General features: G+C 75.3%; 19 protein-coding genes and 1 pseudogene. 7 read left to right on the top strand and 13 right to left on the bottom strand.

Annotated features, from left to right (window positions below; all coding sequences use genetic code 11):
* Positions 1-21 precede the first annotated feature (21 nt).
* The gene (locus OO48_RS24100; protein ID WP_081952333.1) at positions 22-1,203 is read right to left on the bottom strand and encodes a serine hydrolase domain-containing protein; all 1,182 of its coding nucleotides are present in this window, start codon (positions 1,201-1,203) and stop codon (positions 22-24) included.
* Between the two features lie 283 nt (positions 1,204-1,486).
* On the opposite strand from OO48_RS24100, the gene OO48_RS24095 reads away from it, so the two are divergent.
* Complete coding sequence (locus tag OO48_RS24095) at positions 1,487-2,047, top strand: dihydrofolate reductase family protein (protein WP_033219729.1); 561 nt, start codon at positions 1,487-1,489, stop codon at positions 2,045-2,047.
* A gap of 133 nt (positions 2,048-2,180) precedes the next feature.
* Here the strand turns inward: OO48_RS24095 and OO48_RS24090 are convergent, their stop codons facing one another.
* A complete protein-coding gene (locus OO48_RS24090) occupies positions 2,181-3,230 on the bottom strand; it encodes a DUF6777 domain-containing protein (RefSeq protein WP_051732638.1) in 1,050 nt (349 codons plus the stop codon).
* An 848-nt stretch (positions 3,231-4,078) separates the two neighbouring features.
* Here OO48_RS24090 and OO48_RS24085 point away from each other — a divergent pair.
* On the top strand, positions 4,079-5,419 hold the full coding sequence (locus OO48_RS24085; RefSeq protein ID WP_209439533.1) for a streptophobe family protein: 1,341 nt from the start codon (positions 4,079-4,081) through the stop codon (positions 5,417-5,419).
* A gap of 191 nt (positions 5,420-5,610) precedes the next feature.
* Here OO48_RS24085 and OO48_RS24080 read toward each other — a convergent pair whose 3' ends face one another.
* The 3 genes from OO48_RS24080 to OO48_RS24070 are packed head-to-tail and all read right to left on the bottom strand — an operon-like array spanning position 5,611 to position 9,520.
* Positions 5,611-6,633 (bottom strand): serine/threonine-protein kinase, encoded by a 1,023-nt coding sequence (locus tag OO48_RS24080; protein ID WP_033219727.1) that lies wholly within the window; start codon positions 6,631-6,633, stop codon positions 5,611-5,613.
* Positions 6,634-6,637: 4 nt separating this feature from the next.
* Complete coding sequence (locus tag OO48_RS24075; RefSeq protein WP_051732636.1) at positions 6,638-7,135, bottom strand: hypothetical protein; 498 nt, start codon at positions 7,133-7,135, stop codon at positions 6,638-6,640.
* Positions 7,136-7,138: 3 nt separating this feature from the next.
* Positions 7,139-9,520 carry an FHA domain-containing protein gene (locus tag OO48_RS24070; protein ID WP_033219725.1) on the bottom strand — a complete coding sequence of 794 codons (2,382 nt, stop codon included), beginning with the start codon at positions 9,518-9,520 and terminating at the stop codon, positions 7,139-7,141.
* Between the two features lie 145 nt (positions 9,521-9,665).
* On the opposite strand from OO48_RS24070, the gene OO48_RS24065 reads away from it, so the two are divergent.
* A complete protein-coding gene (locus OO48_RS24065; protein ID WP_033219723.1) occupies positions 9,666-9,944 on the top strand; it encodes a hypothetical protein in 279 nt (92 codons plus the stop codon).
* Between the two features lie 78 nt (positions 9,945-10,022).
* Here OO48_RS24065 and OO48_RS35375 read toward each other — a convergent pair whose 3' ends face one another.
* The 5 genes from OO48_RS35375 to OO48_RS24045 all read right to left on the bottom strand — a co-directional run bounded on the left by OO48_RS35375 (position 10,023) and on the right by OO48_RS24045 (position 13,716).
* Positions 10,023-10,733, bottom strand: a complete 711-nt coding sequence (locus tag OO48_RS35375) for a hypothetical protein (RefSeq protein ID WP_051732633.1) — start codon at positions 10,731-10,733, stop codon at positions 10,023-10,025.
* A gap of 10 nt (positions 10,734-10,743) precedes the next feature.
* A complete protein-coding gene (locus OO48_RS24055) occupies positions 10,744-12,438 on the bottom strand; it encodes a serine/threonine protein kinase (RefSeq protein WP_081952336.1) in 1,695 nt (564 codons plus the stop codon).
* 230 nt (positions 12,439-12,668) lie between these two features.
* Positions 12,669-12,977, bottom strand: coding sequence for a dsRBD fold-containing protein (locus OO48_RS37605; protein ID WP_051732631.1), 309 nt, complete (start codon positions 12,975-12,977; stop codon positions 12,669-12,671).
* Positions 12,974-13,144, bottom strand: a complete 171-nt coding sequence (locus OO48_RS38500) for a hypothetical protein (protein ID WP_157845522.1) — start codon at positions 13,142-13,144, stop codon at positions 12,974-12,976. Before OO48_RS38500 ends, OO48_RS37605 begins: the two co-directional genes overlap by 4 nt.
* 59 nt (positions 13,145-13,203) lie before the next feature.
* A complete protein-coding gene (locus tag OO48_RS24045; protein WP_033219721.1) occupies positions 13,204-13,716 on the bottom strand; it encodes an HD domain-containing protein in 513 nt (170 codons plus the stop codon).
* 176 nt (positions 13,717-13,892) lie between these two features.
* Between OO48_RS24045 and OO48_RS24040 the strand changes: the two genes are divergently transcribed.
* Positions 13,893-14,525 carry a nucleoside/nucleotide kinase family protein gene (locus tag OO48_RS24040; protein ID WP_033219719.1) on the top strand — a complete coding sequence of 211 codons (633 nt, stop codon included), beginning with the start codon at positions 13,893-13,895 and terminating at the stop codon, positions 14,523-14,525.
* Positions 14,526-14,546: 21 nt separating this feature from the next.
* Here the strand turns inward: OO48_RS24040 and OO48_RS24035 are convergent, their stop codons facing one another.
* Positions 14,547-15,338, bottom strand: a complete 792-nt coding sequence (locus tag OO48_RS24035) for a DNA-formamidopyrimidine glycosylase family protein (protein ID WP_033219766.1) — start codon at positions 15,336-15,338, stop codon at positions 14,547-14,549.
* Between the two features lie 119 nt (positions 15,339-15,457).
* On the opposite strand from OO48_RS24035, the gene OO48_RS24030 reads away from it, so the two are divergent.
* Together OO48_RS24030 and OO48_RS24025 are read left to right on the top strand one after the other, a co-directional pair.
* Positions 15,458-16,219 (top strand): alpha/beta fold hydrolase, encoded by a 762-nt coding sequence (locus OO48_RS24030; RefSeq protein WP_033219717.1) that lies wholly within the window; start codon positions 15,458-15,460, stop codon positions 16,217-16,219.
* A gap of 367 nt (positions 16,220-16,586) precedes the next feature.
* Positions 16,587-17,468 carry a GNAT family N-acetyltransferase gene (locus tag OO48_RS24025; protein ID WP_051732644.1) on the top strand — a complete coding sequence of 294 codons (882 nt, stop codon included), beginning with the start codon at positions 16,587-16,589 and terminating at the stop codon, positions 17,466-17,468.
* A 179-nt stretch (positions 17,469-17,647) separates the two neighbouring features.
* Here the strand turns inward: OO48_RS24025 and OO48_RS24020 are convergent, their stop codons facing one another.
* On the bottom strand, positions 17,648-17,992 hold the full coding sequence (locus OO48_RS24020; RefSeq protein WP_033219715.1) for a hypothetical protein: 345 nt from the start codon (positions 17,990-17,992) through the stop codon (positions 17,648-17,650).
* Between the two features lie 304 nt (positions 17,993-18,296).
* On the opposite strand from OO48_RS24020, the gene OO48_RS37600 reads away from it, so the two are divergent.
* Entirely contained in the window at positions 18,297-18,623 is a 327-nt protein-coding gene (locus tag OO48_RS37600) for a hypothetical protein (protein WP_033219713.1), read from the top strand.
* 190 nt (positions 18,624-18,813) lie between these two features.
* Here the strand turns inward: OO48_RS37600 and OO48_RS40120 are convergent.
* Positions 18,814-18,962 (bottom strand): annotated as a pseudogene (locus tag OO48_RS40120) (5'-methylthioadenosine phosphorylase); the annotation flags it as partial.

Below are 18,962 nucleotides of genomic sequence, written 5' to 3'. Positions count from 1 at the left end.
CGCCACCGCCCCGGGCTGTGTTCAGCCCCCCGCCGCGTAGCGCCAGAACTCCCGCATCAGCGGCGGCGGAGTGGGGCCCGTCATCTCCCGCTGGGTGAGCAGCACCGTCACCAACCCGGTCGACCGCACCACGTGCGCGGCGGTGCCGGTGCCGCCGACCCAGCCGTAGCGGCCCGGTGCGTTCCACGGGTCACGCCCGACCACGTCCACTGAGCCGCCGTAGCCCCAGCCCTGCCCCTCCAGGAACAGCTCGCTCTCCGCCCGCTGGCGTTCCGTCAGGTGGTCGGTGGTCATCAACCGCACCGCGCCGAGGGAGAGCACCCGCCGCCCGTCCTCGGCGCGGCCTCCGGAGCGCAGCATCCGCAGGAACGTGAACACGTCGTCGAGCGTGGACACCAGGCCGCCGGCCCCGGACGGGAACGGGGGCGGGGTGCTCCACTGGCCGTCCGGCGGGTCGGCCACCGTCAGCGTGCCGTCCGGGTTCGGTCGGTAGAGCGGGCTCAGGCGGTCGGGTGGCGCGTGGAAGGCCGTGTCCGGCATGCCCAGCGGGTCGAACAGCTGCTCCTCCAGCACCTGGTCGAGCGGCCGGCCGGTCGCCCGGGAGACCAGGACGCCCTGGATGTCGGAGCAGGTGTTGTACAGCCAGGCGGCACCGGGCTGGTGGAGCATCGGGATCCCCGCCAGGACGGCCGTCCACTCGTCCGGCGGGGCGACCCGTTGCGGCTGCGGCGGCCCCTGCCCCAGTTCCGCGAACAGCGGGGCCAGCGCGGGCAGGGTGAAGTCCGCCGGGAAGCCGTAGCCGGCCCGCGACTCCAGGACGTCCCGCACCGTGAAGGGCCGGTCGGCCGGGACGGTGTCCGTCACCGGGGCGTGCGGTGTTCGCACCACGCGCCGGTCGGCCAGCTCCGGCAGCCAGCGCTCGACCGGGTCGTCCAGCCCGAGCACCCCGTCGTCCACCAACTGGAGCACCGCCGCGGCCGTGACGGGCTTCCCCACCGAGGCGATCCGCACCGGCGACCCCCGGCCCAGTTCGCCCGCGGCGGCCGTCTCGACCTCCCCCGGCCGGGCGACCAGGGCCACCGCTCCGGGCACCGTGCCGTCCGCGACCCGCCGGTCCAGCAGGGCCTGCAGGCCGCCCGGGCGAGGCGGCCCGCTCTCCGCGGACGTCTCGCGCACCCCGCGCCTCTCGTGCGCCTCACGCATGGTGTTCCCCTTTCGACGCCGGTGCCCGATCCGCACCGTCCGTACCTTCTGTCTCCTGCTGTTGGAAGTGTGCCCGGCCCTCCCGGCCCGCCCACCGGACGATCGGATGCCGTTGCGGCGACGATCGGTTGACGAGCCATCAGCTGATCGGTTGACCCCGGCGTCAACCGGTGGATGCTTTTCCACGGCGCGCGCGCCCGTGGCCGGCCGCCTCCGCCGTTCGGGTGCCGTGCGCGGGTAGCGTGACCCGCACCCTTGGCCGCAGACGGTCCCGGAGGCGCCGATGTCCGACCTCGTGCTGATGATGTCCGTGTCGATCGACGGCTGCTTCGCCGGCCCCGACGGCGAACTGGACTGGCAGCTCATCGACGACGAGCTGCACGAGCACTTCAACCGCAGACTGGCCGCGATGAGCGGCTTCCTCGACGGCCGCGTCACGTACCAGCTGATGGCCGACTACTGGCCCACCGCCGACCAGGACCCGACCAGCACCCCGCCGGTGGTCGAGTTCGCCCGGATCTGGCGGGAGATGCCGAAGACGGTCTTCTCCCGAACGCTCGACCACGCCGGCTGGAACACCACGATCGCCCGCACCGTCGACCCGGAGGCGATCACCGCCCTCAAATCCTCGTCCGCGTCCGATCTGGCCGTCGGCGGCGCCGCCCTCGCCGCCGAGCTCCGCCGGCTGGACTTGATCGACGAGTACAGCCTCTACGTCCACCCGGTGGTGCTGGGCCGCGGCCGCCCGCTGTTCCCGCCCTCCGGCACCCGCACCGACCTGGTGCTCGCCGAGACGCGCACCTTCGGCAGCGGCGTCACGCTGCTCCGCTACCTGCGCCGCTGACCCGCCCCGGCGGCGCCCCGCCCCGCTCACTCCGGCCCCGCCCCGGCGGACGCGGCCGCCCCGACCGAACCTGCCCGGCCCCGACCGGATCCGACCGGAGCAGGAAGCCGCAGCACACCCGGCACCCGCCCCGTCACGGCGTGCCCGAACCCGGCGCCTTCGACGCGCCCGAGGACGCTCCGGCCGGACTCGAGGGCCCCGACCCGCCGCCGGAGGCCCCGCCCGAACCCGGACTGCCCGGCGAGGCCGGTCCGGACGAACCGGAGCCGGAGGAGCCGGGACCGCCGGACGACGGCGCCGACGACGCTCCGGACGAGGGCGCCGAGGAGGAGCCGGACGGCGTGCCCGTCCCGGAGCGGCTCCCGGAGGGGCCCGAGCCGGACGCGCTGGGCGAGGCCGACCCGTCGTTTCCGCCCGTTCCGCCCACCGGGCGATCGAACTGACGGCCAGACGTCTGGTCGACCAGCACGATCTGGTTCACCGGCGCCGGTGCGGGCTGCACCGTCACCACCCCGTCCGGACGGAAGGAGGACCATGCCGCCCCGGTGTACGTACCGCCCGTGCCGCTGGGCGGCGTCAGCGGGTTGCCGCAGGCGCAGCGCACCCTCGGTACGCCCTGGCTGTCGACCAGCACGGCCGTCCCGGACTGCAGGACCGCCTGGTAGGGGGTGGCCCGCCCGTCCTGGTAGCCGTGGTTGGTGACCCGGGTGTCCTGGCGCAGCACCACGGGCGTCAGGCCGTTCAGGTAGCCGTCGATCTGCGAGCTGTCGACGCCTTCGACCCCGGCCCAGGCGTGGGCCTTGTCGGTGTTGGCGGCCAGGTACCCGGAGAGCTTCGGCACGTCGCAGCTGGCCATCTCGCGGGTCCCGCCGTACAGGCCGGGCTGGCCGCCGTTCACGGTGCCGCCGGACGCGCTCGGGCTCCCGGCGACGGACGGTGCCGAGGCACCGCCGGAGGTGGCGCTGCCGGACGGGGCGGAACCCCCGGCCGAGGTGGCGCCGCTGGGCGAGGCCGAAGCGGGCGCGCCGCCGTTGGCGACCGAGTCGGTGAAGGGTTCCTTCCCGGACGAGGACACCGGCTGCATCTCGACGGCCTGCGCACTGCCACCGCCGCCCGAGCCTCCGGTGGCGACCACGCCCAGCGCGATGCCCAGCCCGGCGACCAGGACCGCCCCGGCGAGCACCGGCCCCCTCCGCCACCACGGCCTCCCGCCACTCCCACCGGACGCTCCGCCGCCGAGCGGCCCCTCCCCGCCCGTCCCCGAGCCACCGCCCGCCGACGAGCCACCACCGGCCGACGAACCGCCGCCACCGGGCGCCGGCGCGCCGCTCCCCGAGTCGCCCGACGGGCGCAGCCCGCCCGCCGACAGCGGCCCGGACGGCGGTCCTGCGGGTCCGGCTCCGCCCTCGCCGGAGGACGAGGGCGGAGAGGCGGCCGACGCCCCCGCTGCCGTCCCACCACCTCCCGCCCCCGGGCCAGGCCCGCCCGCTCCGCCTCCGCCAGCCGCCCCGCCCGCCCGGTCCACCAGCTCGGTCGGCGCACCCCCGGCAGTCTCCGGCGGCTCGGTCTCCGGTGGCTCCGGGATCGGCGGCACCTCCGGGATCCCCACGACCTCGGCGCCCTCCGCACCCACCACGCCCGGCCCGACCACCTCTGTCGGAGGTCCGCCCGTCCCGCCCGCCACCTCGGTGGGGCGGTGCGGCGGCGAGGCCTGGGCACCGTCGTTCTCACTACCCGGCTCTTCGGGCTGCCGGGGTGTCGGCTGCTCAGTCACGGACTGCCTTCCGGTCGGACTCCCCCGAGTCCACGTGCGCACCCACCATTGTCCGCCCGCCCCTCCGAACCCGCCGCCCCGAACCGCACTCCGTCACTCCGTCCCGAACCGCACTGCGCCCCCGGATCGCCGGCTGTCCCGGCCCCGGGGCCGACGCCCGCGGCGACTCGCCGTCCGTTGCGGCCTGTCGGAAGCTGGAGGGGTCGGCCGCTCCTGGCCGGCGTCGGGGGACCGCGTTCGAAGGGCCGGTGAGACGCGTGCCTGGTGCCGCCACTCCTGCGAACCCCCGCACTCCCCCGCCCCCGCCGCCGTCCTCCGGCCCGTCCGGCCGGCTCTCCGCGCCCCTCCCCGTCCTGGTCTCCGCGTTGGTGACGGTGGCGGGCGCGCTCGCGGCGATGGCGGTGGTGGCCGCGCTCGGCCTGTGGCTGGCGGGCGCGGACCGGTTGCCCGGCGGCGGCTTCGGCCCGGTGCTGGCGGCGACGCTGCTGCTGGCGCTGGGCGCGCCGGCGCAACTCGACGGCGGCGCGGCCTTCGTGGCGACCGCGCAGGGCGGGATCTCGGCGATGCCGCTGTCGGTGACGCTGGTGGGGGCGCTGGTGGCTGCGTACCTGTTCCTGCGGCCGCTGCGCCGGCACGCCGTGGTGGGCGGGCGGGCGCTGCTGGCCCGGGTGCTCGCGCTGGCGGCCTGCTGGACGTTGGCGGTGCTGCTGCTGTCCGCGGCCGCGCGGCACTCCTTCACCGTGTCGACGGGCGATCCGCTGCTCGACGAACTGGGCGGGGCGTTCGGCGCGGCGCCGACGGTGGGGTTCCGGGTGGATCCGGGCCCGGCGGTGGGTTTCGGCCTGCTGTGGCTGGCGGTGGTGGTGCTGCTGGCGCTGGCGGCCTCGCGCCGGGCGCCGCTGCCGACCGGCCTGGTGCGCTGGCACGGCACGCTGCGCCCGACGGTGCACGCGGTGCTGGCGCTGCTGTTGGGATACGTGCTGCTGGGGCTGGTGGGCGGGTTGGTGGGCGCGGTGACGAGCAGCGAGCCGCGCGAGGCACTGGCGGTGGTGTGCCTGGGGCTGCCGAACCTGGCCTGGCTGGGTTTCGGGGTCGGCCTGGGCGCGTCCTGGCACGGTCACGTCACGAACAGTCTGGGTCTCCCGTTCCCGCACGCGCTGGCGGCGGTGCTGCACTCCGGGCAGGACGTGACGCTGAACCTGGGGGCGCTGGCGGAGCGGAACGGCTGGGCGTGGCTGCTGCTCCCGCTGGCGGCGCTGCTGGTCCTGGCGGCGGGCGTGGTGTCGGCGGCCCGGACGCGTCCGCCGCTGCCGGTGTGGCGTTCCGCCGTGCAGTGGGCCGTGGTGCTGGCGCTGGCGGTGCTGGCGGTCGGCCTGGTGACCCGGGTGTCGGCGGTGTTCGGGTTGTCGCTGCTGGGCCTGGGCGGCGGCGGGCGGACGGTGCTGGAACCGGACCTGCTCACCGCCGTCCCGATCGCCGCCGGCTGGGGCGCGCTGGCCGGCCTGCTGGGCGCGCTGCTCGTCCGGGGGCGGGCGCGGCGCCGCCGGAGCCGGCCGGGCACCGCCGGGCAGCGTCCGCCGGACCGGACGGAACCCTGACGGCCCGCCGGCCACCGCCCCGACGCCGCTCGCCGGTCCCCGATCCGCTGCCCCACCAACCGCTGCCCCACCAGCCGCCAGCCCGCAAACCCGCCGGCCCGCCAACCGCCGGCCCCGGGCACGCGAACGCGCAGACGCGCGGGCCCGCAGGTGCGCGGGCCCGCGACCGGTCCGACGCCCTCGCGACGCGCTCAGGGTTCGAACACCGGCCGCGCCCAGGCCGGCGGCGGCGGGGGCGACAGTGGCGGCGCCGGCGGCCGGTCCCGCCAGTGCACCACCCGAACCGCCTCCCGGGAGGCCGAGGGCACCACCGGGGGCGCGCTCCGCACCTCCGCCGCCGACCGCAGCGCCGCGACGAACTCCAGGCAGCTCCCGTACCTGTCGTCGCGCCGCTTCGCCATCGCCCGTTCCAGCACCGCCCCCACCTCGGCGGGCAGCTCCGCGCGCCGTTCCCGGACGTCCGGCGGCGGGTCGTTGAGGTGGGCCCAGAGCAGCGCCAGGTCGTCGTCGCGCCGGTAGGGCGGGCTGCCGGTGAGCATCTCGAACACCACGCAGCCCAGGCTGTACACGTCGCACCGCCCGTCCACCGGTCTGCCGGAGATCTGCTCGGGGGCCACGTAGTCGAGCGTGCCGACGAACTGGCCGACGCTGGTCAGGCCGGTCAGCGAGAGCGACTTCTTGGTGAGTCCGAAGTCGGTCAGGTAGGCGTGTTCGGGGTGGTCGGGGTCGGTGCCCTCGGCGATCAGCACGTTGCCGGGCTTGACGTCCCGGTGGACCAGGTCGTGGGCGTGCGCGGCGTCCAGCGCGCTGGCCACCTGGACGGCGATCCGCACGGTCTGGGCGCCGGTCAGCGGGCCCTCCCGGTCGAGCAGGGCGCGCAGGTCGCGGCCGCGCACGTAGCGCATGGCCAGGTAGAGGACGCCCTCGACCTCGCCCGCGTCGTACACCGGGACGATGTTCGGGTGGTCGAGCGAGGCGGCAATGTGCGACTCGCGGACGAAGCGCTTCCGGAAGGTCTCGTTGCGCGTCAGTTCGGGGGCGAGCAGTTTGACCGCGACGGTGCGGCCGAGCCGCAGGTCCTCGGCGCGGTAGACCACCGCCATGCCGCCCCGTCCCAGCACGTGCTCCAGCCGGTAGCCGGCCAGCGTGCGCCCGTCCAGTTCGCCGGGTTCGGCGGCGGCCAGCGACGGCGGTTCGGGCCGTTCCCCGGGCACCGGGTCAGCCCCGCTCGTCGCGGTCGGCGGCCGCGTAGGTCTGCAACTGGGCGGCGTCGCAGTAGTACCAGCGGCCCCGGTCGAGGTCGAGCAGCCAGGCGTCCGAGCCGTCCAGCACCGCGCCCAGCCGCAGGTCGCGGGTGCCGTCACGGAAGGCCTCCAGGTCGATCCGGCCGGTCGCCCAGTCGTCGACCAGCCGCCGGTAGGTGGCCAGCGAGCGCTCCAGCGCGGCGAGCAGCGGGCGCGGGTCGTCGGTGGTGGCGAGCGGGGTGCCGGTGGCCGGGGGGCGTTGCGGGAGGGCGACCAGCAGGCGTCCGTCGACCCAGGCGGTCCAGCCGTTGGAGCAGACGATCCGGGCCCAGTTGCCGTTGGACTCGGCGAGCACGACCGGCAGCAGCGGGTCGAGCGGCACTCCGGCGGCGGCCGGGTCGGGGGCGGTCCAGGTCGGCAGCCCGTCGGCCGGGACGACGTGGGTGGGCCGGAACCCGTCGGGCGGGCCCATGCGCTACCGCCGCATCACGGCGGGTTCGTGCCGACGCAGCAGCCGGGCGACCACCAGGCCGTAGGCGACGGCCAGCACGACCAGCATGCCCATGTCGAGCAGCCAGATGCCCTGCCGGTGCGCGAACAGCGGGTCGTCGGTGAGCGTGCCGGGCACGGTGGCGTGCAGGTCGATGGTGGCGGCCATGGCGCCGAGCGCCCAGCGCGAGGGGACCAGCCAGGACAGCTGGTTGAGCACCGGAATGTGGTCGAGTTGCAGCAGCGCCCCGCAGAACACCACCTGGACGATGGCGACCAGCACCAGCAGCGGCATGGTCACCTCCTCCTTCTTGACCAGCGCGGAGATCAGCAGTCCGAGCATCATCGCGCTGAGCGAGAGCAGTGCCACGGCCAGCGTGATCTCCAGCAGTGGCGGCAGGAAGACCCCGCTGCCGCCCAGCGGTCTGAGCTTCACCCCGATCAGCGCGACCATGGTCAGCACCACCGACTGGACGACCGTGACGGTGCCCAGCACGACGACCTTCGAGCACAGGTACGCGGATCTGGACAGGCCGACGGCGCGTTCGCGCTGGTAGATGGTGCGTTCCTTGACCAGTTCGCGCACCGCGTTGGCGGCGCCGGTGAGCACCCCGCCGACGCACAGGATCAGCAGCGCGTTCAGGGCGGTGTCCTGGTTCAGCCGGCTGCCGGCCAGGGCGTGCGCCATCGCGCCCATGACGAACGGCAGCGCGATCATCACAGCGAGGAAGGTCCGGTCGGCGGCGAGCGCGCTGGCGTACCGGCGGCACAGCGTGCTGACCTGCCCGAGCCAGCTCCGCGGCCGGGGCAGCGGCGCGGGGGTCGCCTCCTCGGGCAGGGCGCGCTCGGCGGGGGCGAGCGCGCCGGGCCAGTCGCCGGGGCCGCCGGCCGGGCCGCTGACGTACTTGCGGTAGGGGGCGGAGGCGCGGAACTGCCCGGCCCAGTCGCGCTCGGTCTGGTTCTCGAACGCCTCGAAGGCGTCCGGCCAGTGGGCGAACCCGAAGTGCTCCAGCGTCTCGCCGGGCGGCCCGTACCAGGCGGTCCGCCCGCCGGGGGCGAGCAGCAGCAGCCGGTCGCACAGGTCGAGGCTGAGCACGCTGTGGGTGACGACGATGACGGTCCGGCCGTCGTCCGCGAGGTTGCGCAGCATCTGCATCACGGACCGGTCCATGCCGGGGTCGAGCCCGCTGGTGGGCTCGTCGAGGAAGAGCAGGGACGGCTTGGTGAGCAGTTCCAGGGCGACGCTGACCCGCTTGCGCTGGCCGCCGGAGAGGCTGGAGATGACCTGGTCGGCGCGCTTGCCGAGGCCGAGTTCGTCGATCACCTCCTCGACCCGGGCGGCCCGCTCCTCGGGCGCGGTGTCGTCGGGGAAGCGCAGTTCGGCGGCGTACGAGAGGGCCTTCCGGACGGGCAGTTGGGTGTGCAGGATGTCGTCCTGCGGGACGAGGCCGATCCGGCGGCGCAGTTCGGCGTAGTCGCGGTAGAGGTCGCGGCCGTCGTAGCGGACGGTGCCGCGGTCGGCGGGGCGCAGCCCGGTGAGGGCGTTGAGCAGGGTGGACTTCCCGGCGCCGCTGGGACCGGCGACCGCGAGCAGGCTCTTCTGCCCGACCGGGAAGGTGACCTGGTCCAGCAGGGTGCGGCCGCCGTCGACCTGGACGGTGAGGTCCTCCACGTCGAGGTCGATGTCGCCGGTGTCGACGAACTCCTGCAGCTCGTCGCCGACCAGGCAGAACACCGAATGGCCGATTCCGACCAGGTCCCCGGGCCCGACGGGGGCCCGTCGCACCGGTTGGCCGTTCAGGTAGGTGCCGTTGTGGCTGTCCAGGTCGGCGATCTCGTAGCGGTCGCCGGGCGCGGCGCGCAGTTCGGCGTGGTGCCGGGAGACCGACAGGTCACCGACCACCAGGTCGTTGTCGGGCGCCCGGCCGATCCGCACCACCTTGGTCGGCAGCGGCATGACGCTGGACGGCGGCCGGTACGACCCGGTGATCGCGGTCAGCCCGGACGGGCGGCGGCCGGGCAGCGGGTGCACGGCGGTCGGTTCGGGCAACGCGCTGAACGTGCAGCGCGGGCCGTCGGCGGGACTTCCCAGGCAGAGCACGGTGCCGGGCTCGATCTCCAGGTGGACGACCCGGTGGCCGTCGGCGGCGTAGGTGCCGTTCGTGGAACCGGTGTCGTCGACGATCCAGTGGCCGTCGCCGACGTGCAGTTCCGCGTGGTGCCAGGAGACCCGCGGGTCGGTCAGCACGATGTCGCTGGTGGGGTCGCGTCCGAGGGCGTACCTGCGGCTCGGGGTGATGACCGTCGAGTCGCCAGCGGTTTCCAGGATCAGTTTCGGCGCGGTGAGCGCAGCCTCTCGCTCTCCCATACGTCGATGCTAGACCGCGCGGCGAGCACCCGCCCGGGGGGCGGTTTTCGGCCCTTCGGGTGACAGTGGGAAGCGGTCGCCATGGATCGGGTACCTGTGGGGTCGGGACCGAGCGGCCCGTTGGGCGGCGGATGGGAGCGGGTTTGTGAATACCTGGGCAACCTGGACCACTCAGGGCATTCTGTCCGGTCACGGCGGTGTGAAGACCGTGGAGATCGGCGTCATCACCGGGGATCTGACGGTGCACACCATGTGGATCGAGGGCGAGGCGCGGCTGACCGTGCAGTACAGCGGCGCGCTCGACTGGTTCACCGTGGAGGGCAGCCCCGTGGCTGCCGCGGACGAGGCGGCGGCGCGCGAGGTGCACCAGCACATGGTGGAGGCCGTGAAGACGGGCGGGGGTGCGACCGCCCCACAGGCATGACCGGAGCAGCCCGCCCGGGCCGCCGCCGACGCGCCGTCGGCCGCGACCCGGGTTTCGTGCGTCCTGCCGGGCCCGCCGCTACGGGCAGGAGTACCGGAACGTCGCCTCGGCGGGGCGGCTGCCCGCGGGTTCCAGCACCTCCAGCCGGGCGGTGGCGGTGAGCTCGCCGCGCCCCTGGAAGGTCCACTCCAGCGCGACCCCGGTGCTCCGGCGCCCGGCCGCCACGTGCTGGACGATCGGCCCGGAGTCGGTGCCGTCGCTGCGCACCCACCGGTAGCGCACGTCGCCCTCGCCGCCGTCGGTCTCCAGCGTCCCGGTGACCACGGCGGTGCCGTCGCACCCGGGCCCGGTGGCCGGGCCGCCCGCCGTCACGCCCACCACCTCGACGGGGCGGACGTACCTGTCCCACACCAGGTACCCGAGCAGTGCGAGCAGCAGTGCCAGCGGCACCAGCAGCCACCTGTCCCACCGCCGCGGCGGCGGCGCCACGACGCCCTCCCCGTGCCACACCGCGGCGGCCCGGGGCGGCACCCCGGGGCCGAACCGCCGCAACCCGCCGTCCGGCCCGGGAGCGGGCACGGGCACCACGGGGGCGGGCACGGTGGCGGCGGGGTCCACGGGCAGCCGGACGGTCAGCTCGGCGTCGGACGGCGGGGCGGCCGGGCGGAGCCGGACGGTGCGCGGCCCGTCGGACGGAGCGGCGGGCCGCAGCCGGACCGTCGGACCGGCGGCGTCGGGCCTGCGGACGGGCCCGAGCCGGAAGCCGGGGTCGGGAGGAAGCTCGGTCATCGTCGGTCTCCTACGGCACCGGGCAGATCATCAGGTACTTGCCGGAGGCCACCGGTCCTCCGACCGCCGCCGGCGTGGTGGTCACGCTCGCGCTCACGTAGTGGACGCCGCTCCCGGTGGGGCACCGGAACGTGTGGGTCTGCTGCACGGCCTTCGTGCCGGCCTGGACCTGCACCGGGGCGTCCGTCACGGAACCGCCCGCGCCGTCGAGCCAGGTGAACGTCATCGTCACGCCGGTGGCGTCCGCGGGTTGCACCGAGACCGGGACGTTCACCGTGAGGGTGTATCCGTCCAGCCTGCCCGCGACCCGGCTCAACCTGACCGTGGCCGGCGGCGCGGTGCTCGCGGTCGGACTGGGCGTCGGCGAGGGCGTGGCGGACGCGCTGGGAGCGGGGCTCGGCTTCGTGGTGGTGCTGGGCTTCGCGGTCGGGCTCGGGGGCGCGCTCGGGCTGCTCTCCTCGGTGGGCGAGGACGAGGGCGTGGGCGAGGGCGAAACGCCGGGGCCGGGGCTGTCGGCGGGGGTCGGCGCGGCCTCGGGCGTGGGCGTCTCGACGGGCCCGACGCTGGTGGTGGCGAGCGGGGCGGCGACGGGTCGCGGGGCGGTGGTGGTCCCGTCCTCGCCGGCCGAGGCGACCGCCGCAAGCGCGCCCACGACGAGGACGACCGCGCCGACGGTGGCGGCCAGCCTGCCCCGGAACGGGCGGCGCGGGGCCAGCACCGTCGTCGCGTGCGAGGTGGCACCGGGCAGGGCGCCCTCGGCGGTCGGGGTGGGCAGCAGCAGCGGCAGCAGGGCGACGAGCGCGGCCAGCCGCTTGCGTCCGCGTTCCTCCCAGTCGGCGCCGTAGGCGGCACCGGCCGCGGCCTCCAACTCGCCGACTAGGGCTTCCGCGCCCGGGGGCCGCTGCTCGGGGGTCTTGGCGAGCCCGGCCCGGATGAGCGGGCGGAGGGCTTCGGGCGCCCGGGTGTCGGGGATCTCGGCCTCGGTGTGCTGGACCGCGAGTTCCATCAGGGTGGTTCCGGCGTACGGTTTGGCGCCGGTGAGGCACTCGAAGAAGGTCGCGGTGGCGGCGTACACGTCGGTGGCCGGGGAGGCGGGGTGCCCGGCCCACTGCTCGGGGGCCATGTAGGCCGGCGTTCCGGCGACGGTACCGCCGGCGCCGGTCCGGACGGCGATGCCGAAGTCGACGAGCTTCGACTCCCCGTCCACGGTGACCAGCACGTTCCCCGGCTTGTAGTCGCGGTGCACGACGCCCGCCCGGTGCGCGGCGGCCAGGCCGAGCAGGGAGCCCTTGAGGACGACCAGGGCGGCTTCCGGTCCGGTGCCGCCCTCGGCGCGCAGCAGGTCGCGCAGCGAGATCCCTTCCACGAGCTCCATCACGATGGCCGCGCCGCGCGGGCCCTCGGCGTACTCGTGGAGGCGGGTGACGTGCGGGCTGTCGAGGGCGGCGAGCAGTTCGGCCTCGACCCGGAAGGCGGCCTGGTCGGGGTGGTCGCCGAGCAGGTACTTGATCGCGACCGGGGTGCCGGTGGCCCGGTGGTGGGCGAGGACGACCCGGCCGGACGCGCCGGCGCCGAGTTCGCGTTCGTGCGCGTAGTCGGGGAGTTCCCAGTGGACGGGCCCGCCCGCGACGGACGGCTCGCCGTGGTGGCCGGGCGGGGGCGGGTCCGCCGGTCCGCCGCCGCCCGGATGCTGATCGCTCGTCACCCTGTCCACCCCCGTGCCCCCCGTGCTGCGCGGGGGCGCCCCGTCCGTCGTCTGCGGGCCGGCGCGGGTGCACGGCCACCGGGAGTGACGCGCCCCCGGCCGGGCGGGTTCCGCCACGGCGACGGGGGAAGGTCACGATTCGGCTGTTTCGCACACCGATCGTCGGACGGTCGGCGGCGCACGGTCGCGGCCGGGCGGTCACCGGGCGGGCGGTGCCACCGGGCGGGCGGTCACCAGGCGCTGTCCGCGGGCGGCGCGTCGCGGTGGCGGACGGATGCGGCGGCCTCGGCGGCGATGGAGCCGCGGTGGACCAACTGCTGGCCGAGGGCGGTGAGGGCCCGTCCGACGGCGAGTTCGTCGCCGATCTCGGGATCCGCGGGGTCGGTCCGGCTGCGGTGGGCCTCGGCCTCGACCTCGATCAGGTTGACGCCGGTGTCGAGGACGGCGTGCGCCTGGGTGAGGTCGCCGACCTCGACCACCCGCAGCCGGACCGACCACTCGGTGCTGTGCGGTTCGGGCACCGCGGCGCGGCCGCTCACCGCCCCTCCTCCTGCTGCGGGTCCGCGACCGGATCGCCCTCCGCCTGGGACTCCTCCCACGCGTGCATGGTCTGGTAGGAGGTGATGCCTTCCTCGGGGTCGACCGACCGGACGTCGTCCTCGTCCCGCCGGGCCTTCTCGTCGAGCCTGTCGCTCATCTCGGACATCCCGGGCTCCTCGCTCTAGAACCCCCGCTTCTCCTTCCAGCGTGCCTCCGCGGGCGGTCTCAGTCGAGTTCGGCCAGCAGGTCCGGGTTGACCAGCGCGAGGATCGTCCGGACGTCCGCCTCCGCGACGGCGGGCCACAGCACGGCGCGGGCGGCCCGGTAGCGCTCGGCCAGCCGCTCCCGGTCCGCGGCGGGGAGCAGCGCGGCGCGGTCGGCGCGGGAGTTGTGCGCGTTGTCGGCGATCTTGACCAGGGCGGCGGCGTGGTCGGTGGCGACGTCCAGCAGCATCGTCCGGTAGTCCGTCCCGGGCGTCCGGGTCACCCGCCGGACGGTCGCCACCACGGCGGCGGGAACGCCCGCGGCGAGCAGGTCCGTCGCCGTGACGGGGGTGTCCTCCAGCACGTCGTGCAGCAGCGCCGCCATCCGCAGGCCCGCGCCGAACGGGGCGACGCCGGCGGCCACGGCGCGCACGTGCTCCACGTACGGCACCCCGATCCGGTCGTGCTGGCCGGCGTGTGCGCGGGCGGCGAGGACGTCGACCTCGTCCGGGGTCAGCGGCGGTGCGCTGGTCATGGTGTCTTCCCTTCTCCACTCCGTCCGGAGTGCTCTGCCCGGAGCACTGCACCCGGAGTGCTCCGCTCGCGGTGTTCGGGTCGGAGTGTTCCACGCGCCGCCCGGCCCCGGATCGGTGGACGGGCGCTCAGCCGCCGCGACGTATAGTCCGGTTGACCGAAGGGAGTGATCGTCCGGTGCGGGTGACTCCGATCTCCCCGGAGCGACTGGTGGAGCTGCTCGCGGGGCGGATCGACGGACTGGCCGACGACGGCCGGCGGCTGCGGGTCGCGATCGACGGCGCGGACGCCGCCCGGCCCGGCGAGTTGGCGGACGCCCTGGTGGAACCGCTGCGCCTGCTCGGCCGGCCGGTGCAGCGGGTGTCCGCGGCCGACTTCCTGCGCCCCGCCTCGGTGCGCCTGGAGTACGGCAAGCAGGACGCGGACGCCTTCCACGACCTGTGGCTCGACCAGGGCGCGCTGCTGCGCGAGGTCCTCGACCCGCTGGAACCGGACGGCGACGGCCGCGTCCTGCCCACGTACTGGGACCGGGAGACCGACCGCTCCACCCGGGCCGGCTACGTCGAACTCCCGCCGCGCGGCGTGCTGCTGCTGGACGGGCCGTTCCTGCTCGGCCGCTGGCTGCCGTTCGAACTGACCGTGCACCTCACCCAGTCCGCCGCCGCGCTGGCCCGCCGCACCCCGGAGCCCGAGCGCTGGACGCTGCCCGCGTACGAGCGCTACCGCACCGAGACCGGTCCGGACGAACTGGCCGACCTGACGGTGCGGGTCGAGGACCCCAGGCACCCTGCGCTGGTGGAACGGGACTGACCCCGGGCGCGCGCCGGGCGGTCAGGCGCCCGGCACGGGGCCGCGCTGGCAGCGCGGGCACCAGTAGGCGACGCGCTCCTGGTCGTGCTTGGCGACGCGGATCGGCGTGCCGCAGCGCACGCAGTTGCGGCGGCCCCGCCCGTACACCCAGTGCTGGCAGCCGGGGCGGGTGTCGCCGGTGGTGACGTGGCCGGGCCGCAGCTTGTTGGCGTCCAGCAGTTGGTGGGCCCGGTGCAGCAGCCTGTCCGGGTCGGGCAGGTCGCCGACCGGCAGCCAGGGGGTGACACCCGCCAGGAAGGCCAGTTCGTTGGCGTACACGTTCCCGACGCCGGCCAGGTTGCGCTGGTCGAGCAGGGCGGCGCCGACCGGGCGCGCCGGGTCGGCGAGCAGCCGCCGGCGCGCCTCGGCGGCGTCCCAGTCCGGGCCGAGCAGGTCGGGCCCGAGGTGGCCGACCACCCGGTGCTCCTCCTCGCTGCGCAGCAGCTGGACGACGGGCAGCCGGTACCCGACGGCGGTGCCGTGCTCGGTGCCGAGGACCACCCGGACCTGGAACGCGGGGCCGCCGCGCCAGCGCTCGCCGGGCCGGAAGGTCTGCCAGCGGCCGTCCATCCGCAGGTGGGTGTGGAGCGTCACGCCGCCCTCGAACCTGGTCAGCAGGTGCTTGCCGCGCGGCACCGTCCGCAGCACCCGGCGCCCCGTCAGGTCGGCGGTGGCGTGGGCGGGCACGCGGAAGTCCGACACCGTCAGCGGGTGACCGGCGAGCGCCTGGTTCAGCTGGGTGGCGGCGTGGTAGATGGTGTCTCCTTCGGGCACGTCCCCCATCATGCCGTCCGCCACCGACACCGCCATCGGGCGCCCCCTCCCCGCCGCCGCGCTCTGCTCCCAGCGGAAACCGCTGGTCAGTGGGCCGGGTCTGCTCTACGGTCGGCGGAATGACGATCACTCATGAGGTGACGGGAAGCGGCCCCGCGGTGGTCCTGCTGCACTCCTCCGTCTGCGACCGGCGGATGTGGGACGGGCAGTGGGACGCGCTGCGCGAGGCCGGCTACCGCGTGCTGCGGTGCGACTTCCGCGGTTTCGGGGAGACCCCCTGCGCGGACCGCCCCTACGACAACCTGACCGACCTGGCGGACCTGCTGGACGGACTCGGCATCGAACGGGCGGCCCTGGTCGGCTCCTCCTTCGGCGGCCGGATCGCCCTGCAGTTCGCGGCCCGGTACCCCGACCGGGTCGGCTCGCTGACCCTGCTCTGCCCGGGCAGCCCCGACCACCGGCCGAGCGCCGAGCTGGTGGCGCTGGACGAGCTGGAGGTGGACCTGGTCGAGTCCGGCCGGTTGGACGAGGCGGTCGAGCTGATGGTGGACACCTGGCTCGGGCCGGACGCGGACGAGACGGCCCGGGCGCTGGTGCGGACGATGCAGCGCAACGCGTACGAGGTGCAGTTGGCGCCCGAGGAGGAGATCTCCCCGACGCCGGTCGAGGTGGACCTGCGGGCGGCCGTCGCCCCCACCCTGGTGTACTCCGGCGCGCACGACCTGGACGACTTCCGGCGGATCGCCGCCGACCTGGCGGCCCTGCTGCCGGACGCCGAGCACCGCGAGCTCCCCTGGGCCGGCCACCTGCCCGCCCTGGAACGCCCGGCGGAGACCGCCGAGTTGCTGCTCGCCCGGCTCGCCGAGGTCGGTCGGCGATGACCTCCCGCCGCGTTCCCGGGGCCCTCCCCCGGGCCCTGCGGCCGTTTCCCGCCCGGACTCCGCTCGGATTCCGTTCGAGCTCTTCCGGTTTTCCCCGGCCTCACTCTCCAGGGTGAATCCCGCCGATCGGCCGGGACGTCGCACCCACTGGACGCCCGGCCGGTCGGGACGTTTTCCTGCCGCTACGGGGCTATCGGTGACAGGCAGAAACGGTTCACCACTGATGCGCCGTCACGCTTCCCGGTTCGAACGGAAGGTGGGCGCGGTTCGAAAAACCCCGTGCACACGATCGACCGCTCTGATGTGATGCCGCCTGATCGACCTCGACGAAGACGGAAGAGGAAGTACCGCACCCTTGGACGACAGCATGCGCGAAACGCACCGCACCCCCGGTTCCGGGCCGGAGACGGTCCTGGCCCGGCTCGAAACCTATTACGACGCGGTCCCCCGGTTCTCCGCGAGGACCGAGGAGCACGGTCCCTTCACCCTGTTCGTCCGCACCGGGCAGGGCTGGCACTACTACGGACGACCCGCACTGGGCGCCCCCGGCGTCTTCACCCCGGAGGACGTCGAGCGGGTCCGGGCCCGACAGCGCGAGCTCGGCGCGCCCGAGAGCTTCGAGTGGGTGCACGAGACCACGCCGGGCCTGCGCGCCGCCGTCGAGGCCACCGGGCTGGAGGTGCACGAGCACCCGCTGCTGGTGCTCGACCTGGACGCCCCGTCCACCGACGGCTCCGCGGCGGCGGACAGCGGCCCCGCAGTGGCGGACGGCCCCGAAGTACGGGTGCTCGCCCCCGACGACCCGCTGCTGCCGGCCGCCGTCACGCTGCCGCACCTGGCCTTCGCCGAGTCCGGCACCCGGATCGGCGCGGCCGGGCCCGAGCAGCTCGCCGAGGCCGTGAAGAACCCCGAGACGGAAGCGGCGGCGACCCGGATGGCCGACCGGATAGCCGCCGGGCGCACGGTGCTCGCCGCGGCCATCGGCCCGGACGGGGGGCCCACCGCCTCCGGCTGCCACCAGCCGGTCGGCGAGGTCAGCGAGATCGTCGCGGTGGCCACCCTGCCGGCCCTGCGCCGACAGGGCCTGGGGCGGCAGGTCACCTCGCGGCTGGTCGAGCACGCCCGCGCCACCGGGGTGCGGACGGTGTTCCTCTCCGCCAGCGACGCCGCGGTGGCCCGGATATACGAGAGCGTCGGCTTCCGGCGAATAGCCACCGCCCTGATCGCCGAGCCGCCCGCCGCGGGCTGATCGGCCCACCGCCCGCTGCCGCCCCGGTCCGACGGCCCGCCGACCGCCCCACCGGTCGGCGGACCGACAGCCCCGGGGCGGAGAAGGGCACGGGCCGGGGTCGGGCGAGTTCCGGCCGAGTGCGGATCACCCGGGATCGGGCCAGGATCGAGGGGCGGGGTCGAGGGTCGGGACCGGAGTCAGGAGAAGATCGCGGAGCGGAGCTTGAGACGGTCGGAGGCGCGGCCGCCCGGGCGGAGGCTGTAGTGGTCGCCGTCGCAGTCGGGGCCGGTGAACACCGTCACTGTCGATCCGGTGAAGTTCTGCGGGGCGAAGGCGGGTTCGGTGACGTCGGGGTCCGCGACCTCGGGGAGGGTCACGCAGACCCGGCTGTCCGGGTCGACGAGGAAGCCGGACGCGCGGTTCCCGAAGTCGTCGTAGTAGGTGTAGCGGAACTCGCCGACGGCCGCGCCGGCCGGGCTGGGCAGGGCGAGCAGCAGGGCGATCGAGGCAGTGGCGGCGGCAACCGTCTGACGCAGGTGCATGGGGTGGAACGGCCTTCCGGTCGAGGTGGGGGTCGGGGCGCCCGACCCGGCACGCACAACGGTAGGAGCGGGGCCGGGCAGCAAAACGGTTCTGCCCGTCCGCGTCGCGTGTCCCCGCTCCCGGCGAGCGCGACGGAGGCGAGGGGACGTCAACTGGACGGAATATCAACGGACACGGAGGAGGTCGAGCGCGTGTTCGCGTGTTAGAACCGGCGTCCAGCGGGCACATGTGTTGCTACCTGGGAGCAGGGGCGCGTCGGCGGGGAAGGCCGGGGCGTGCCTGCCTGCGGCGCGGAGGTGGTTGATGGACGGACCGGCACTCTCCCCGCGTGAGCTACTGATTCTCCAGCAGATCGAGGCCGAGCTGGGGAGCGATCAGGAGCTGGAACGCGAGCTGCGCACGATGCGGACAGCGAGGATCGCACGGCTACGACGGACGCTGGTGGCCCGGCCATGGATCGTGGTCGCGGTGATCTCCGGCTGTCTGACCGTCTCGTTCGGACTGTTGGCGATGGCGGTGGCACTGGACGAACCGGCCCTGCTGCTGGCCGTGGTGATCGGTTGGGCCGCTGTGCTGGTGGTGCTGGTGGTGGTCGCGGCACACCTGCACCGACGAGGGCGAATTCGGTAGCCGCCCGGCAGGCGGGCCGCCGACGGGCGGCCCGCGTCTCCGGTTCGCGTCTTCGGTTCGCGTCTCCGGTTCGTATCTCCAGCTCGGGCTCTGCTGAAGGGCCCGCAGGACAGACCGGCCGGCGGGGAGCGGTGGGGCGGTACGGAGCGGTGGGGCGGTCGGGAACGACGGGCGGGAACCGGTAGCGGGGTCAGACGCCGGGCAGGCCGGTCTCCAGGTCGTCCAGGGCGTGGGAACAGATGCAGTCGCGGGTGGTGGGCAGCGCCTCCAGGGCCTTGAACAGGACGGTGCGCAGCCGGTCGACGTTGCGGGCGAAGACTTCGAGCACTTCGGCGTGGG

Source organism: Kitasatospora phosalacinea, assembly GCF_000716545.1.
Classification (GTDB): Bacteria; Actinomycetota; Actinomycetes; order Streptomycetales; family Streptomycetaceae; genus Kitasatospora; species Kitasatospora phosalacinea.
This window is presented reverse-complemented; position numbering and strand designations above follow the sequence as displayed.

Bases quoted from the DNA above. Each gene is read 5' to 3' on its own strand.
- OO48_RS24100 (WP_081952333.1), bottom strand. From the start codon at position 1,203: ATGCGTGAGGCGCACGAGAGGCGCGGGGTGCGCGAGACGTCCGCGGAG.
- OO48_RS24095 (WP_033219729.1), top strand. From the start codon at position 1,487: ATGTCCGACCTCGTGCTGATGATGTCCGTGTCGATCGACGGCTGCTTC.
- OO48_RS24075 (WP_051732636.1), bottom strand. From the start codon at position 7,135: ATGGGCCCGCCCGACGGGTTCCGGCCCACCCACGTCGTCCCGGCCGAC.
- OO48_RS24070 (WP_033219725.1), bottom strand. From the start codon at position 9,520: ATGGGAGAGCGAGAGGCTGCGCTCACCGCGCCGAAACTGATCCTGGAA.
- OO48_RS35375 (WP_051732633.1), bottom strand. From the start codon at position 10,733: ATGACCGAGCTTCCTCCCGACCCCGGCTTCCGGCTCGGGCCCGTCCGC.
- OO48_RS38500 (WP_157845522.1), bottom strand. From the start codon at position 13,144: ATGTCCGAGATGAGCGACAGGCTCGACGAGAAGGCCCGGCGGGACGAG.
- OO48_RS24045 (WP_033219721.1), bottom strand. From the start codon at position 13,716: ATGACCAGCGCACCGCCGCTGACCCCGGACGAGGTCGACGTCCTCGCC.
- OO48_RS24030 (WP_033219717.1), top strand. From the start codon at position 15,458: ATGACGATCACTCATGAGGTGACGGGAAGCGGCCCCGCGGTGGTCCTG.
- OO48_RS24025 (WP_051732644.1), top strand. From the start codon at position 16,587: ATGCGCGAAACGCACCGCACCCCCGGTTCCGGGCCGGAGACGGTCCTG.
- OO48_RS24020 (WP_033219715.1), bottom strand. From the start codon at position 17,992: ATGCACCTGCGTCAGACGGTTGCCGCCGCCACTGCCTCGATCGCCCTG.
- OO48_RS37600 (WP_033219713.1), top strand. From the start codon at position 18,297: ATGGACGGACCGGCACTCTCCCCGCGTGAGCTACTGATTCTCCAGCAG.